Here is a 16,256-nt window from a genome sequence, read left to right on the forward strand (position 1 = left end):
GCGGCAGAATTATTCTCCATAGTATTCCACAAAATTACGGTCCGTTTCGTGCAGGGTCACGGCCAGCGTGAGCGGAGCCGGCAACACGGCCCGTAGCCGCCGCCAAATAACCATAGCGATATTTTCGGCCGTCGGATTCAGCTTGCTAAACTCCTCCGTATCGAGGTTTAGATTGCGGTGGTCGAAGGGCTGCAAAACTTGCACTTTGATTAGCTCGCTAAGCTGCTTCAAATCAAAAACATACCCCGTATCGGGGTCCACTTCGCCGGTGAGGCGCACGGTGAGGTTGTAGTTGTGGCCGTGGTAATTGGGGTTGTTGCACTTACCAAAAACCTGCTGATTACGGGCGCTATCCCAGGCGGGATTGTGGAGCCGGTGGGCCGCGTTGAAGTGTTCGGAGCGGCAGATAGTGAGCTGGGGCATGGGCGTTAAAACCAGTGGTGCGGGCATTTGTTGAGCCCGCCAGCCCGCGGTACGGGATAGGACTTAACAAATAAAAAATTTACTAAGTAAAAAAAACGACTAGATAGCTAATACAGTTGCAACAAACTGCTTAAATTTGGGCTGTCAGAGGGCTAACCCAGTCTCATTTCTTTGTTTTCAACATCCTTACTACCTCTTGTTTATTCTACCAATGAAACGAAACATACTCTTCTTTCTGCTATTGTTGCTGGGCACACTGCAGGTTTCGGCGCAGCGCTCGCCCGTTGATGAGTCGGACCAAAACATCGGCAATATTCCGCGCAAAGGTCAGCGCGTGAGCTTGCAGCTCGACAACAAGCGGGTGGAAACTTCCTGGATAAAGCAGCTCAACGAGCAGTTTCCGGGTAAAGTGAAGAACAACAAGGGCATTATTACGATGGAAGGGGTTACGATTCCGGACATTTCGCCCACGCCCGTGCGCATCATCAGCCGCGTAGATGCCTTGCCTACCGGCACCGGCGTGTGGTGGAGCATCGACCTGGGCAATGCCTACCTGGGCCAGGCCTCGACCCCGGCGCAGTGGAAGGCCGGCGAGAAGTACCTGAAGGACTTTGCCCGCTCGATGTACCGCGAAGACTTGGTGGCGCAGATTACCGACGCCGAAAAGTCGCTGGTAAATTCGCAGAACAGCCACATGTCGGTTATCAGCAAGTCGGACGCCATCAAGAAGGAAATCGAGAAGAACAAGGCCCGCAAGCTGGAAATTCAGCAGCAGCTAGCCGCCAACGCAGCCGAATTGCAGCAGCTTAACAACCAGGTTGATACCAACCTGAAAGAGCAGGAAGCCGCCCGCGCCGACATCGTCAACATGCGCGTGTCGCTGGAGGCCGTGAAGGAGCGCATGAGCAAGATTGAGTAGCCTGCCCGGCATTAGTAAACGAAACCCCACCGGCTGCCGGTGGGGTTTTTTTATTGGCCCAGGGCTAACCCCGGCGCGCTGCCTTGCGTTGAGGACTCGGACAGGCCCCTTGGCCTGCCCATTCAAATTTCCCAAGCTGCATCATGGAAAAGACCGAAGTTCAACACCAAGTACACCTGGAAGGTGCTATCAAACTCCTCACCGGCGACCTCAGCGAAGAGGCAAACCGCGCTGGTACCGACAACCACTTTCAGCGCTGGATTGAGGACCTGAAGGCAGCCAACAACCCCGAGTTTCACAAGCTGGTAGTAGACCTGCAGGATTTGAAAGCGCTGATGAACAGCGGCACCTACGACGGCAAGCAGGTAGGTAGCCTGCTGCACCGCTTGGGCAACGAAACCGCCCGCACCGCCAGCTTTGCCGATGGCAACACCCGCACGCACGTGGAGAAGCTGGCCGCTGCCCTGCTCGCCGCCGCCGGCCAGTTGCAAGGCTCGGATTCGACGCCCGCCGAAGACCTCAAAAACGACAACAAAAACGCGTAGTTTTTGCTGGTTAGTTAAGATTGAAGAGCAGCCTTCCCGCGCCATCAGGCTGGGGGAGGCTGCTTTTTTGCATGGTGCTGGTTTTGGCTTGTTTATTGTAAGTATTTGTTCATCTGAGGGTTATGAAAATAGTCACTTTTTCTTCGTTGCCCGCAACGGCCCGTGCCCAGCTACTGGCCCAGGTGCCGGCTACTAGCCAGGTAGTGCTGGCGGCCGGGCTGCCCGCTGCTGCGCAGGCCGCCGCCCTGCGCGAGGCAGCGGTACTATTCGGCAACCCGGCGCCCGAGCTACTAGCTCAGGAACTGCCCCACCTGCGGCTGTGGCAGCTCGACTCGGCCGGGTTTGATAAGTACCAGGGCCTGGCGGTGGCCGCGCCGGTGTGCAACATGGGCGATTATTTTGCCTGGCCCTGCGCCGAAACAATGGTAGCGGGCCTGCTGGCCCTCTACCGCGCCGTGCCCGAGCTGGCCCGCCTGCAAGCCGCGCAGCAGTGGGTGGGCGCGCCCATCAGGGGGCGCATGGGGCTGCTGCGTGGTAAGCGGGTGGTTATTTTGGGGGCGGGCACCATTGGGCAGGCGGTGCGGCAACAGCTCAGCGGGTTTGGCTGCGTGGTGCAGCTACTGGCCCGCACCGACCCGCAGGCCCAGTTGCACTCGCGCCAGGAACTAGCCGCTGCACTGCCCCAAACGGACATTGTAGTGAACTGCCTGCCCGGCAGTGCCGAAGGCTTTTTCTCGGCCGACCTCATCGCGGCCATGGCCCCCGGCAGCTTCTACGCTAGCGTGGGCCGCGGCAATACCACCGACGAGCCCGCCCTTATCGCGGCGCTGCAAGCCGGCCACCTCGGCGGGGCCGTGCTCGACGTAACGGCCACCGAGCCGCTGCCGGCCGGCCACCCCCTTTGGGCGCTGCCCAATGTGCTGCTCACCCAGCACACCGGCGGCGGCCAGCCCGCCGAAGCCGAGGGCAAAGTAGCCCAGCTGCTTCGCAACCTGGGCCACCTGCAAGCCGGTGAGCCGCTGGAAAACGTGGTGCAGCTGGCGCAGGGGTATTGAGGTGGGGAAGGAGTGGTTGAATAAAATAAATGTCATGCTGACGAAGGAAGCACCTCAGGTGAGGTAGTAATTCCAATCGTTTACCGGTTGATTTTACTACTCCGCACAAGATGCTTCCTTCGTCAGTATGACGTTCTTTCACTCACTCACTCACTCACTCACTCACTCACTCACTCACTCACTCACTCGCCAGCTGCTTGGCTGGTTTCTGGAGCAGTTCGGCAGCCTCGGCATCGGTGAGGACGCGGGCTTCGGTTTCGCCGTCGGGGAAGAGGAGGCGGGCGGTGGCTTGGCGCAGGTCGTCGAGGCGGGCCAGGGCATTGGCTACGGTGGAGTTGGCTTCGAGGCGGGCCAGCAGGCCACTGGCGCGGGCGGCTTGAAACAGCTTTTCGAGCACGAAGGGCAGCACCCAGCCGGCGATATTGGTCATAAATACTCCGCGCAGGCCAATGCGCAGCAGTAGCCGGGCCGCCATGCGCTCCAGCAGAATGGCGCGGGCGGCAGGCAGGGCTTTATCGGCCAGGAAATCGGCTACCAGCCGGGCGTGGCCGCTCTGGATTTCAGCGCGCAGCACTTCCTGCACTGCGTCGAGGGTGCGCTGGGCTACTTGCCGAAACAGGCGGCCGGTTTGCCAGGCGCGCAGGCCGGTTTGGCGGGCGGCCGCCAGCACGTGGCCGGGTAGGTTATCGGGAAGCGAAAAATATTTCATGAATGGAAGTAAAACCAGCCGCTTGGCTGTGCTTAGATACGGCCGGCCGGGCTTTTGGATGATGCGCCGGCTGCCGTGCGATGGGCGTAAAAAGCAATGCCTTAAGTATAAGCAAATTATCTATAAGTAGTACGGTGTCTTTAAAGGAGTGGAAACCTAGCTATCCTTCCACGTGTTACCGGGGCGCTTCGGTGCCAAACAGCCTGCGAAGCATCTCTGGGAGGCACTCTTTTACTGCCGCTTCCGTCCGATTTTCCACCCACCATGTCTGATTTATTACTCGATATCAACCTTCAACAAGTGCCCGATGACTACCTGGCCGGGGCCTGGCGGGTGGCGCATCGGGTGGTGAATCGGGCCGACCCGGCCAGCCTGCTGGCTCAGGCTACCAGCCTGTGGCTCAGCGATACGGCGTTGGAATTACAGGCTCCCATGGCCAGCGAAACGGGCAGTTGGGACGTGCAGCGTGACGAGCTGCTCAACCGCCCCTACCTGCGCCTGAGCTTTTCGGCCGAGGAGATTCGGGCCCTGGTAACGCGCCTGCGGCGCACCACCGACGGGGCCCGCAGCCAGCTCAACCTGTACTTCAGCTCGGGGCTGGAAATGCAGCTCGACCGCCCGTAGCTGCCTTCTCTATATAACACACCTGATTTAGCTCTAGCCGTTTTTTATCGTGTCCCATTCCGACGCCGCTTCCGCTTCGCTCCCCCAAACTGAGAACGAGTTTCTGTTTTTGGCCGATTTTATTCCGCAATTGGTTTGGATAACCGACGCCACGGGTTTTCACACCTATTTCAATCAGCGCTGGATTGATTTCACCGGCTACACGCTGGCCGATAGCGTGGGCTCCGACATGTGGAACAACTTGCTGCACCCCGACGACCGCGCCCGGGCGCGCCAAGTATGGGGCCAGTCGCTGGCTACCGGGGCCGATTACGAAATTGAGTACCGCTTTAAGGCGCAGGATGGGGAGTACCGCTGGTTTTTGGCCCAGGCCCTGCCCCGGCGCAATGCGGCCGGCAACGTCGTGACGTGGTTTGGCACCTGCACCGATATTCATGACCAAAAAGTAGCTGGCGAGTTGCTTCAGGAGCGCGAATCGGAGTTTACGACCCTGGCCGACAACGTGGCCCAGCTCTCGTGGATGGCCCGGCCCGACGGCCACATCTACTGGTACAACAAGCGCTGGTATGACTACACGGGCACCGACCTGGTCGCCATGGAGGGCTGGGGCTGGGATAAAGTGCACCACCCCGACCATAGGAAGCAGGTGGTCGAGTTTGTGCAAAAAGCCTGGCTCGCCGGCAAGCCCTGGGAGCTGACGTTTCCGCTGCGGGCCCAAAATGGAGAGTATCAATGGTTTCTGACCCGCGTTGTGCCCGTGCGCGACGAGCAGGGCCACCTGCTGCGCTGGCTGGGCACCAACACCGACGTAACCGAGATGCGCCAGCTGCAAGAGCAGCTGCAAAACTCGTACGACGACCTCGAAGCCAAAGTAACTTTCCGCAACTTGGAGCTGGAGCACGAAGTGCAGCACTTGCGCAAGCAGGTGGCCCAGTAGCCCGGTTGGGTAGCGCCCAGCGCCGTACCGGTTTTGCCGGGCGGCGCTGGGCGCTGTTCTTTTGCCTTGGTAAGTAACGCTGCGTTGGCAGGTTGCAAACCGCTGCTTGCAGCGCCCCCGTGCTGGTGTTTTCACCGCAGCAGATGCAGCGGGAACTACCGTTGAAAAAGGCCGCGGCCGGCCGGCCCTTGTCAAACCGGCGCTAACCGGCCGGTGTACCTTTGCGCCGAGCGCAACTTTCGCTCGCCGGCCCTAGTTTTTAGCGCAATGAACAAGACCTATTGCCCCAGCCTGACCGAGTATAAGCGCCGCGTGGCGCGGGTAGTGAACATCGGCGGCGTGCCCATGGGCGGCGATTACCCCATTCGGGTGCAGAGCATGACCACCGTGGACACCATGGACACGCTGGGCTCGGTAGAGCAGACGCTGCGCATGGTGGCGGCCGGCTGCGAGTACGTGCGCATTACGGCGCCCAGCGTGAAGGAGGCCCAGAACCTGCTCGAAATCAAGAAGGAGCTGCGGGCGCGCGGCTGCAACGTACCGCTCATCGCCGACATCCACTTTACGCCCAACGCCGCCGAGCTGGCTGCCCGCATTGTGGAGAAAGTGCGCGTGAACCCCGGCAACTACGCCGATAAAAAGAAGTTCGACACCATTGAGTACACCGATGCCAGCTACGCGGCCGAGGTTGACCGCATTCGGGAGCGGTTTCGGCCGCTGGTCAAAATCTGCAAGCAGTACGGCACGGCCATGCGCATTGGCACCAACCACGGCTCGCTATCTGACCGCATACTAAGCCGGTACGGCGATACGCCGCTGGGCATGGTGGAGTCGGCGCTGGAGTTTTTGCGCCTCTGCGAGGAAGAAAACTACTACGATGTGGTGCTGAGCATGAAGGCCAGCAACACCCAGGTGATGGTGCAGGCCTACCGCCTGCTGGTGCAAAAGCTCGACGTGGAGGGCCTGCAACCCTACCCGCTGCACCTGGGCGTAACCGAAGCCGGCGAAGCCGAGGACGGCCGCATCAAGAGCGCCGTGGGCATTGGCACGCTGCTCGAAGACGGCCTCGGCGATACCGTGCGCGTGAGCCTCACCGAAGCTCCCGAGGCGGAAGCCCCGGTAGCTAAAATGCTCATCGACCGTTATATAGGTCGTGCCGCCTTGGCCCAGCCCATTAAGCCCGTGGTGGGGGAGGAGCCGATTAACCCCTTCCAGTACCAGCGCCGCGCTACGCACGAGGTGGCCAACTTTGGGGGCCTCAACGTGCCCCGCGTGGTGGTGAGCCTCACGCAGCTGCCCCAGCTGGAGTACGCCGACCTGCGCGCCGCCGGCCACCTGTACTCGCCGTTTCTGGACAAGTTTCAGATGTCGGACCAGGGGGCCGACTACATCTATACCGGTGAGCGGCCGGTGCCCTTTATGCTGCCCAACGGCCTTAAGGAAATTTTAAATTATGGGGCCTGGGTCGATGCCGGCAAGCGCCCGCACCACTACCCCCTCCTGACGGCCGACCGCTACATAGATGGCCCGGTGTGCCACCCGCAGCTCAACTTCCTGCTGGTGGGCCTCGATACCCTGGATGCGTCGCTGCTGCGCCACCTGCGCCACGACCCCACCGTGGTGCTGGTGCTGGGCACCTTCAATGCCCACGCCATGCCCGCGCTGCGCCGGGCGTTTTTTGAGCTGCTTACCAACCAGATAACCTGCCCGGTTATCATCGCCCGCTCGTACCCCGACCAGCCGCTGGAGCAAACCCAGCTCGCCGCCGCCACCGACATCGGCGGCCTGCTCATCGACGGCCTCGGCGATGGCGTGGTGCTGAGTACCGACCAGCTGGCCCCGCGCCCCCAGGCCGAGTGGCTCGACACGCTCAGCAACCTCAACCAGCTGAGCTTCGGCATTTTGCAGGCGGCTCGCACCCGCATGAGCAAAACGGAGTACATCAGCTGCCCCAGCTGCGGCCGCACCCTGTTTGACTTGCAGGAAACCACGGCCATGATTCGCAAGCGCACCGACCACCTCAAGGGTATCAAAATCGGCATTATGGGCTGCATCGTGAACGGCCCCGGCGAAATGGCCGATGCCGACTACGGCTACGTAGGCGTGGGCAAGGGCAAAATCGCCCTCTACCGCGGCCAGGACGTCATCAAAAAGGCCGTGCCCGAAGAGCGTGCCGTAGACGAGCTGATTGGCCTGATGAAGGAAGACGGCAAGTGGCTGGAAAAGGAATTGGTAGAGCTGTAGAGTAAGCTTTAGCTTGCCGGCGTTCGCGTCAATTGCTTGATAAATAGACACTTAAATAGTAAACGCGCCCGCTGGCAAGCTAAAGCTTACCCTACAGCCCAACTAGTTTTCCCCTGTACTGCCCGCTTTCGCATGACCCTCCACCAACGCCTCCAACTGGCTCGCTCTGAAGAAGATGTTAAGGACGCCTACATTAAGGCGCTTAATCTGAAGGGATACAGCAAAAACCTTATCGACATCCAAACCAAAGAAGTTTGGTTTGAGGCCAAGGAGGGCCATAAGCACTCTACCTACGCCATGTTTACGCAGCTGATGCACTACGTGCAGCAGGCGCTGAACAAGGGGGAATATGTGCCGCCGCTGCTCGCGGTGATTGACACGCAGAAGGCCGCCATTATGAAGAGCGCGGATGTCATTCCCTTTCTGGCCAAAAAAACCATCAAGTGGGGTAAAAATGCCAGCGGCTACACCCAGGAAGCCCTCGATGCGGTATCGGCCTACATCGGTACCTACTTCGTGTCCTTTAAGATTGAGACGCACGAGGACGAATTTATCAGCACCATTCGCGGCGCCATTGCCTCGGGCGATATCGTGCGGGTGGCCATCACGCCCGACAACCTGAAGCAGGTATTCGACAAGTGGGTGGCCCTGATTGGGCACGAGATTCAGGACGTGGCCCCGGAAGAGTACGCGCTGCTTTTCTTCGCCGATATTATGAGTGATGGCACGGTGAGCACGCACGCCAACCTGCCCGCCGAGCTATTGCACCGCAACGGCAAGCCGATTTTTGCGCTCGGCGGCAAGCTCTACGAGCTGGGCAGCCACGAGGGCTACCGGCGCTTCTGGGCCATTTACCACCGCCCGCCCGAAGCGGCCTACCGCAACTACCTGCTGGAACGGCGCGACAGCCTGATTCCGCTCGATGAGCGCAGCTTCAAGGGTGCTTACTACACGCCGCTGCACGTAGTGGACAAGGCCTACGATAAGCTGGCCGAGGTGCTGAGCAAAAACTGGCAGCGTGAATACGTGGTGTGGGATATGTGCTGCGGCGTGGGCAACCTGGAAGTGAAGCACAGCAACCACCGCAACATCTACATGAGCACCCTGGACGCGGCGGACGTGGACGTGATGAAGGCCACCAAAACCTGCGCCGCCGCCACCCGCTTCCAGTACGACTACCTGAACGACGACATCGCCGAAGATGGCCAGCTAGATTACAGCCTCACCAACAAAGTGCCCGAAGCCCTGCGCAAAGCCATTGCCGACGGGAAAAAAATTCTGGTGCTCATCAATCCGCCGTATGCGGAGTCAGGCGATACACTTGGTAGTGAGGCAAAAACAAAAGTGGCAGCTACAAAAATGGCTGGCGTTATGAAGGACTATGGCTACGCTAGCCGGGAGCTTTTCGTCCAGTTTCTGATAAGAATAGGCATAGAAATTCCTGACGCGACGGTTGCCATATTCAGTAAAATGAAGTACGTCAACTCAGCCAACTTCGAGGCGTTTCGGGGAAAATGGCGAGCAAAATATTTAGGCGGATTTGTCGTCCATAGCAAAGCGTTTGAAGGATTGAAAGGAGAATTTCCAATTGGATTTCTCGTTTGGCAAGCGAGAGCGGACGGAAAGGGAACAGGATTAATCACTGACGTTCAGGTAGATGTGCTTAATAAGCGTGCAGAGCCAGTAGGCGAAAAGACATTTTCTAACGTCGCAATCAAAGAAACCCTCAATACGTGGGTTATTAGACCAAAACCAAATACGCAACTGGTAATTCCTCTCAAAAACGCAGTTCAACCGGCCATCAAAATAATCGACGTTCGAGGAAAATTTTGGTCTAATAATGCTATTGGTCAGATGCTTTGCGACAGCAATGACCCGCAGCATGCAGGCCAGCGGACAGCTATATTTTCTTCGACCTACTCTAGTGCCGGCGCTTTCTTTATAAATCCCGAAAACCTCTGGCAAGCCGCCATCGTCTTCGCCGTTCGCCGTCTTGTCAAACCTACTTGGCTCAACGACCGCGACCAGTTTCTGCAACCGACTGAGCCACTCACCGACGAGTTCAAAAACGACTGCCTCATCTGGATGCTTTTCAGCGGCAGCAACCTTACTGCCTCGGCCAACGACCTGCCTTGGAACGGGAAAAGCTGGAGCATCGTCAACCACTTCATTCCCTTCACCGAGCAGGAAGTAGACGCGCCCGACCGCTTCGAGAGCGACTTCATGGTGCAGTACCTGGCCGATAAGGCTTTTAGCGCCCCGGCCCAGGCGGTGCTGGCCGCCGGCAACACGCTGTGGCGCGCCTACTTTGCCCACACCGATGCCCGCAGCGTGCGGGAAGAATTAAAGCTCAACCGGCCCGATGTAGGCTGGTACCAGGTGCGCAAAGCGCTGGAAGCCCGCAACGCCAGCGGCGATTTGCCGCCCACCTCGTTTCAGCCGTTTCAAGCGGCCTACAAGGCACTCACCGAAAAGCTGCAACCGCTGGTCTACGAGCTTGGTTTTTTGAAAGTGTAAGGCCTCCCAGGCAGGTCTTGAAAACTGCTTTTGGTGGGCAAACGCGCCGCCCGGCCAGTCGGGCAGGCATCGGTCACGTGGCAACCGGCCAGCCGGCTCCGCCGTCGGGCCGGTGCCCGCATCCCTGACTTGGCAAGTGCGCTAGCTTTGCCGCTTATGCACGCCACTACCTTGCCGCCCATGCTCACCCCCGAATTTGCCGCCCGCGGCTGCGCCACGCTGCCCGGCCTCTATGGCCCCGAGGAGGTGCGGGCGCTGCTGGCCTGCATCGAAAACGCGCCCGCTGCCAGCCCCAATTTCAGGCGGAGCCAGGGCGTGTTTGCCATCCGCAATCTACTGGGCGAAATCCCGGCGCTGCTGCCGCTGCTGCACACGGCGGCGCTGCGCGAGCTGCTGGCCGAATTATTTCCCACCGGCTGCCACCTCACCAAGGCTATTTATTTTGACAAGCCGGCCGGGTCCAACTGGCTGGTGGCCTGGCACCAGGATTTGATGATAAACGTGGCGCAGCGCGCCGACCGGCCCGGCTACGGCCCCTGGACGGCCAAAGCGGGCTGGGTGGCCGTGCAGCCGCCCGCGGCCGTGCTCGAAAACACCACGACCATCCGCCTGCACCTCGACGACTGCGACGCCACCAATGGCGCGCTCAAAGTGGTGCCCGGCTCGCACCAGCGCGGCGTGGTGCCGCCCGAAACCATCACCGATTTCACGCCGGCCGCCACGGTTTGCCCCGTGCCCGCCGGCGGCGCCATGCTGATGAAGCCGCTGCTGCTGCACGCCTCCAACCGCAGCACCAGCGACCGGCCGCGCCGCGTGATTCACCTGGAGTTTTCGGCCGAGGAATTGCCCGCCGGGCTGGCGTGGCGCGAGCGGCTGGCAATGGCCGCGGAACACTTACCGCGCTAAAAAAAACTGCCGGAACACTTCCAGCTCCTGCAGCTCACGCTGCACATAGGCCGCAAAAAATGAGTTGCCCACCTGCTGGTGCAGCACCGAGATACCGACGTCAATCAGCCGTAGGCCCTGGGCAGTGAGCAGGATATTGTCGAACCGCTCGCCGGGCAGGTTGGCGGGCCGCTGTAGGTCGTGGTGCGCGAAGCCGGCCGCGTGCAGCGCCCGCAGCTCATCGGTGAACACGTCGAGCCAGATTTCGCGCATCTCTACTTCGTGGGCGCGAAAATCGAGCGGGTAGATGCGCTCCATAACAAGCATGTTGGCGCCGAGTACTTCGTTCACCTCCAGGCGATTATACTTCACCACCAAGCCGTTGACCTCATTGGCGAAGCGCATTTTCTCGGCTTCCGAGTCAATGTCGGAGCGCGCGTCGGCGCTGAAAAGCTTGCCGACTTCGGTTGCGGAAAGCCCAATAACGGCATTATTGGCCCCGCGCGAGAGTTGCCGGGGGTAGGGTTTGGGTTGCATAGCGCGTAGCAGGAGGTTTGCCCAAAAATACGGGGAATCGACCCGCGCCCCCGGCATTGGCCACCTCCCCGTTGCGCGGGCCACAGGCAGGGGCGGGCACGGCAAGTGAGCAGTGAGCGCCACCTGGGCGCTGTGGTTGCCGGGCCGCACGTTGCCGCCGGCATTGTTGTCGCGGCGCGGGTCCTCGGCGCGGCCGTGGGGTGGTTGGCTGGGGCGGCGGCCAGGTTTTGGGACCGAGCAGGTGCTTGCCCATTTGGATAACTGCTGAAATAAAGGGAAAACTAGTAAGCCCCGGTGTTATTAACTACTTATAAATAAAATAGTTAGTCTTGAGTTGCTTTGTCCTTTTGCGCAATCTCGATGCGGGGCAGCATGGCGGCCGGCTCGGGGCGGCGCTCCTCGGGCACCGAGCGGCCTTGCAGGGCCAGCTGGTGGCGGGCCTCGTCAAACTCGCCCTCGCTCTTGGCCACTACCAGCGTGGCAATGCCGTTGCCGATGACGTTGGTGATGGCCCGCGCCTCGCTCATAAAGCGGTCCACGCCCAGCAGCAGGGCCACGCTCTCGACGGGAATCACTTTGGTGGCCGCCAGCGTGGAGGCCAGCACAATGAAGCCCGAGCCCGTAACGCCCGCCGCGCCCTTGCTCGTGACCACCAGAATGGCAATCAGCGAGAGCTGCTGCGTGAGCGAAAGCGGAATGTTAAAGGCCTGAGCCAGAAAGATAACCGCAATGGATAGGTAAATGGAAGTGCCATCGAGGTTGAAGGAGTAGCCCGTGGGAATAACCAGGCCGGCCACCGAGCGCGAGCAGCCGTAGCGCTCCATCTTGTCAATCATGCGGGGCAGGGCCGACTCGGACGACGAGGTGCCCAGCACCAGCAAAATCTCTTCCTTGATAAAGCTCAGATAAGGCCCCAGGCGCAGCTTGTAGTAGCGCATAATGAGGTTGAGCACCACAAAAATGAACAGAAACATGGTGGCGTACACCACCAGCATAAGCTTGGCCAGCGGCAGCAGCGTGGCAATGCCATACTTGCCAATGGTGAAGGCCATGCCCCCAAATGCGCCAATGGGAGCCAGCTTCATCACCATAGCCAGCACCGCAAACATGGCGTGCGACAGCCGGTCGAAGGTTTTGACCAGCGGCTGCGCGTAGTCGCCCAGCTTGTTGAGGGCCAGGCCAAAGAGTACCGAAAATAACAGTACTTGCAGGATGTCGCCCTTGGCGAAGGCACCCACCACGTTGTCGGGCACGATGTGGGTAAGGAACTCGACCCAGTTCATTTCGCCGGCCTGGGCGGTGAATTTGGCCGCCTCGGCCGTCTTCTTGCCGTCTTGCAGCACGGCCTGGGCCGTGGCCTGCACGCCCGCGCCCGGCTGGGTAAGGTTGGCCACCAAAATGCCGATGCCCAGGGCCAGCGTGGTTACTACCTCAAAGTATAGCAGCGCTTTACCGCCCACGCGGCCCACCTTTTGCAGGCTGCCCATGCCCGCAATCCCCAGCACCACCGTGAGGAAAATGATGGGCGTAATCAGCATTTTGATGAGGCTGATAAACGTGTCGGCAATCGGCTTGAGGGCCGCGCCGAACGCAGGAAACAGCGCGCCCACGAGCACGCCCAGGGCGATGGCGGTGAGCACCTGCACGGTGAGGTTGGAAAAAGCGCGTTGCATGAATGGGGAGAGCTGAGAATTAATTAATTGACTATCAAGTATTTACTGAAAATACTGATTAGTAGCATGCCGTGGAATAGCCAAGTAGCTGCTTGTCAGGCTGATAGGTATTTGTTGAGCTGCGAGGTTTTGCAGGTGCCCTGCACGGTGAGGAGCACCACCAGCGAAATGCCCACGCACACCGCGGTGTACCAGTGGCAACAGGCTTTATGGCCGATGCCTTTGCACCAGAGCGCGCTATACTCGGCGGGGCCGCCAAGCACGGCCACCCCGGGCGCGTGCGGCAGCCCAACGCCCAGCGCCCGGATTTCGACCGGAAACAGCACGGCCTTTACCAGGGCGTTGCTGCCGCTGTAGCCGCCCACGGTGGGGCGCGCCACCACCAGCAGCGCCGGGAAGCTGGCATTGGCCGCCACCTTGGGCATGTGCGCGGTATTCACCAAAAGCTTGAGCATGGGAGTAGTGAAGGTGGAAAAAGCCTGCGTGACGCGGCGCGACAGGGCCGCGCGCACGCTGGCAAAGCCCAGGCTCAGCACGAAAAAGGTGATGACCGCGGAGGCGAGCGGGTAACTGCCCCGTCGCTACGGATAAATCCGGCATTTCGACAATCTTTCTGACGTGGTTTGTGTTACTTTACCATACCTTATCCTGCTTCCCATGAACGGTAAAAACCTTTTCAACTTTGGCCCCGCTTTCGGTTATTTCTTCCGTAAGAACGACCCTAACCGCCAGACCAACTTCAACCTGCGCACCATGCACTTTATCAATAAGCTGAGCATGAGCATATTTTTGGTGGGCCTGTGCGTACTGCTCTACCGCTGGTTTATCCGCTAGCGAAAAGGCGGTGCGATGAACATCGAAGACTACCGCGACTTTTGCCTGGGCTTGCCGGGGGCTACCGAAGAAACACCCTTCGGCCCCGACACCCTCGTGTTTAAGGTGGGTGGTAAACTATTTACCCTCACCGACTTGCAAACGTTTGCCAGCATCAACCTGAAGTGCGACCCCGAGCGCGCCGCCGAGCTGCGCGAACAATACGACTACGTGCGGCCTGGCTTCCACATGAATAAAAGGCACTGGAACACCGTGCTCATCGGCACCGGCGCTACCAACGCCCAGCTGCACCAGTGGATTACCGACTCTTACCAGCTCATTGTGGCCGCGCTGCCCAAGGCCATGCGGGTAAAAATCGCCCAGGCTGCCAGCTAACCAAAAGCAGTGGGGTGCCAGCTGCTGCGCTGGCTTGCGCAACGGCGTTGAAGGTGCCGGGGCCGGGCCGCCTGCTTCGGCACCGCGCGCCGCCGCCGGTAGCCGGGCTTTGAGAAGGCCGTAGCCGGCCGGTGTTGCCCTGCCCCAGGCAGGCCACTGCGGGCGGGCTAACAAGTTTTTCTGGGTGTTTTTAAGCTGTTGAGGCACTGTACTATAGCGCCATGTGCGGCTGCGCAACCGCCGCTGCATTTTGCTGGCTACCAATAGCTAGCGAAGCTCATTCCCATGGGGATAAACTTAATTTTTTGGATGTTTCGAAGAAATAACCTGATTGTCAAGCTATAAGCATTTGCGGGTACTACGCCGTTGGGGGTAAAATGAGACGATAAAGATAATTTTATGCATTATCTTTATAAAACACTTCATTCTCAACTGCTTTTTATGAAAACTCACTTACTCGCGGGTATTACGCTCCTGGTGCTTTGCCTGCTGGCCGGTAGCAACGCGCTATTCGCCCAAAACCTCAACTTGGCAGCTGGCATAAAGCCCATTAGCTCGTCGCAGGAAAATGCGGACTTCCCGGCTAGCTACGCCACCGATAACAACCAGGCCACGCGCTGGTCGAGCCAGTTTGCCGACCCGCAGTCGCTGGTAATCGACTTGGGTACGGTGCAGTCCATCGACCGGGTGCGCATCAGCTGGGAAGTGGCGTATGCGAAGGATTTTGAGGTGCAGGTTTCCAATGACGGCATCAACTACACAACCGCCAGAAAGGTGACCGGCAACACACCCGTAAACCAGAACTCTAAGTTCATAAACGAGCTGGCCAACCTGGGCACTATTGGCCGCTACGTGCGTATGCTGGGCACGGCCCGCGCTACGCCCTATGGCTACTCCATCTTCGAGTTTGAGGTGTATGGCTTCACGGGCGCGGCCGCTAGCCTGGCGCTGAGCAAGGAGGCAGAAGCCTCGAACACGCAGGCCAACTTTACCCCGGCGATGGCTTTCGACGGCGACCCTACCACGCGCTGGTCAACGCTGTTTACCACCAACCAGAACCTGGAGATAGACCTGGGCCAGACGGCCACCATCTCGCGCGTTTACCTCAACTGGGAGGCCGCGTACGGTGTCAATTTCGAGTTGCAGGTGTCGGCCGATAAGAATAATTGGGTAACGTTTGCCACTTTTACCAACAACCAGGTGTACTACAATGAGTACGGGGTAGTGGCGAGCGGGCGCTACGTGCGCATGCTGGGGGCCAGCGGGGGGCAGAACAACGGGGGCTTCTCCATTTTTGAGCTGCAGCTATTCGGGTCGTTTACGCCATTGCCGGTTTCGCTCACCAGCTTTGTAGCGGTGCCGCAGGGCAGTAGCGTGGCCGTAACCTGGACCACCGCCACCGAACTAAACAACGCCGGCTTCGAAGTGCAGCGCTCTGCTAATAGCCTGGATTTTAGCACCTTGTCAAAGGTGGCCGGCGCGGGCAATAGCGCGACCATCCATGCCTACCACTACCTCGACGCCGCGCCGCTGGCTACTACGGGCTACTACCGCCTCAAGCAAACCGACCAGGATGGCAAAACGGCATATGGCCCGGTGGTGGCTGTAGCGGGCGTGGGTCGGGCCGTTGTCACGGCCACCATCAGCGTGTACCCCAACCCCACGGCCGACCAGGCCACTGTGGAGTGGGACGCCAGCGCGGCCAGCCCCGTGCGCTGGCACCTCACCAGCAGCACTGGCCAGGTAGTGCACACCGAAACCCTGGCCGCGCAGGCCGGCCACAACGCCCAGGCCATCGACCTGCGGCCCTACGCCACCGGCAGCTACGTGCTAACCGTGGAAACGGCGGGCCAGGTGCTGGGCCGCACGCGCATTCAAAAGAGTAACTAAGTACCGAAACAAACTTAGGAAGCCACTGCTAATCAGCCAAAGAGGAAGCCCCGCCGAGTAATCGGCGGGGCTTCCTCTTTCGCTGATTA

General features: G+C 59.7%; 16 protein-coding genes. 11 read left to right on the forward strand and 5 right to left on the reverse strand.

Features of this window, described 5'->3' with window-relative positions:
• Positions 1–9 precede the first annotated feature (9 nt).
• The gene (locus tag QMK33_RS08415; protein ID WP_283564135.1) at positions 10–423 is read right to left on the reverse strand and encodes a 6-pyruvoyl trahydropterin synthase family protein; all 414 of its coding nucleotides are present in this window, start codon (positions 421–423) and stop codon (positions 10–12) included.
• Between the two features lie 211 nt (positions 424–634).
• Between QMK33_RS08415 and QMK33_RS08420 the strand changes: the two genes are divergently transcribed.
• The 3 genes from QMK33_RS08420 (at position 635) to QMK33_RS08430 (ending at position 2,942) form a co-directional block, all read left to right on the forward strand.
• The gene (locus QMK33_RS08420; protein ID WP_283564136.1) at positions 635–1,342 is read left to right on the forward strand and encodes a coiled-coil domain-containing protein; all 708 of its coding nucleotides are present in this window, start codon (positions 635–637) and stop codon (positions 1,340–1,342) included.
• Between the two features lie 143 nt (positions 1,343–1,485).
• Complete coding sequence (locus QMK33_RS08425; RefSeq protein WP_283564137.1) at positions 1,486–1,887, forward strand: hypothetical protein; 402 nt, start codon at positions 1,486–1,488, stop codon at positions 1,885–1,887.
• A 122-nt stretch (positions 1,888–2,009) separates the two neighbouring features.
• Entirely contained in the window at positions 2,010–2,942 is a 933-nt protein-coding gene (locus tag QMK33_RS08430; protein WP_283564138.1) for a D-2-hydroxyacid dehydrogenase, read from the forward strand.
• 178 nt (positions 2,943–3,120) lie between these two features.
• Here the strand turns inward: QMK33_RS08430 and QMK33_RS08435 are convergent, their stop codons facing one another.
• Positions 3,121–3,651 carry a hypothetical protein gene (locus QMK33_RS08435; RefSeq protein ID WP_283564139.1) on the reverse strand — a complete coding sequence of 177 codons (531 nt, stop codon included), beginning with the start codon at positions 3,649–3,651 and terminating at the stop codon, positions 3,121–3,123.
• Positions 3,652–3,915: 264 nt separating this feature from the next.
• On the opposite strand from QMK33_RS08435, the gene QMK33_RS08440 reads away from it, so the two are divergent.
• From QMK33_RS08440 to QMK33_RS08460, 5 genes are all read left to right on the forward strand, one after another.
• On the forward strand, positions 3,916–4,275 hold the full coding sequence (locus QMK33_RS08440; RefSeq protein ID WP_283564140.1) for a hypothetical protein: 360 nt from the start codon (positions 3,916–3,918) through the stop codon (positions 4,273–4,275).
• Positions 4,276–4,324: 49 nt separating this feature from the next.
• Complete coding sequence (locus QMK33_RS08445; protein ID WP_283564141.1) at positions 4,325–5,212, forward strand: PAS domain-containing protein; 888 nt, start codon at positions 4,325–4,327, stop codon at positions 5,210–5,212.
• Between the two features lie 267 nt (positions 5,213–5,479).
• Positions 5,480–7,456: a (E)-4-hydroxy-3-methylbut-2-enyl-diphosphate synthase gene (ispG, locus tag QMK33_RS08450; RefSeq protein WP_283564142.1), complete on the forward strand. Its 1,977-nt coding sequence runs from the start codon at positions 5,480–5,482 to the stop codon at positions 7,454–7,456.
• Positions 7,457–7,588: 132 nt separating this feature from the next.
• A complete protein-coding gene (locus QMK33_RS08455; protein WP_283564143.1) occupies positions 7,589–9,973 on the forward strand; it encodes a hypothetical protein in 2,385 nt (794 codons plus the stop codon).
• Positions 9,974–10,129: 156 nt separating this feature from the next.
• Entirely contained in the window at positions 10,130–10,879 is a 750-nt protein-coding gene (locus QMK33_RS08460) for a phytanoyl-CoA dioxygenase family protein (RefSeq protein WP_283564144.1), read from the forward strand.
• On the opposite strand, the gene QMK33_RS08465 is transcribed toward QMK33_RS08460, so the two are convergent.
• The 3 genes from QMK33_RS08465 to QMK33_RS08475 form a co-directional block, all read right to left on the reverse strand.
• Positions 10,868–11,395 (reverse strand): hypothetical protein, encoded by a 528-nt coding sequence (locus QMK33_RS08465; protein ID WP_283564145.1) that lies wholly within the window; start codon positions 11,393–11,395, stop codon positions 10,868–10,870. The genes QMK33_RS08460 and QMK33_RS08465 overlap by 12 nt on opposite strands.
• Before the next feature lie 323 nt (positions 11,396–11,718).
• Positions 11,719–13,068, reverse strand: coding sequence for a dicarboxylate/amino acid:cation symporter (locus QMK33_RS08470; protein WP_283564146.1), 1,350 nt, complete (start codon positions 13,066–13,068; stop codon positions 11,719–11,721).
• 95 nt (positions 13,069–13,163) lie between these two features.
• The gene (locus tag QMK33_RS08475; RefSeq protein ID WP_283564147.1) at positions 13,164–13,604 is read right to left on the reverse strand and encodes an MFS transporter; all 441 of its coding nucleotides are present in this window, start codon (positions 13,602–13,604) and stop codon (positions 13,164–13,166) included.
• A gap of 121 nt (positions 13,605–13,725) precedes the next feature.
• Here QMK33_RS08475 and QMK33_RS08480 point away from each other — a divergent pair, with 121 nt between their 5' ends.
• From QMK33_RS08480 to QMK33_RS08490, 3 genes are all read left to right on the forward strand, one after another.
• Entirely contained in the window at positions 13,726–13,902 is a 177-nt protein-coding gene (locus tag QMK33_RS08480; RefSeq protein WP_283564148.1) for a DUF6728 family protein, read from the forward strand.
• A 15-nt stretch (positions 13,903–13,917) separates the two neighbouring features.
• Positions 13,918–14,277 (forward strand): MmcQ/YjbR family DNA-binding protein, encoded by a 360-nt coding sequence (locus tag QMK33_RS08485; protein ID WP_283564149.1) that lies wholly within the window; start codon positions 13,918–13,920, stop codon positions 14,275–14,277.
• A 441-nt stretch (positions 14,278–14,718) separates the two neighbouring features.
• On the forward strand, positions 14,719–16,167 hold the full coding sequence (locus QMK33_RS08490) for a discoidin domain-containing protein (RefSeq protein ID WP_283564150.1): 1,449 nt from the start codon (positions 14,719–14,721) through the stop codon (positions 16,165–16,167).
• Positions 16,168–16,256: the final 89 nt, after the last annotated feature.

Origin of the sequence: Hymenobacter sp. H14-R3 (assembly GCF_030063445.1) — a bacterium.
In the GTDB taxonomy this organism is placed as follows: Bacteria; Bacteroidota; Bacteroidia; order Cytophagales; family Hymenobacteraceae; genus Hymenobacter.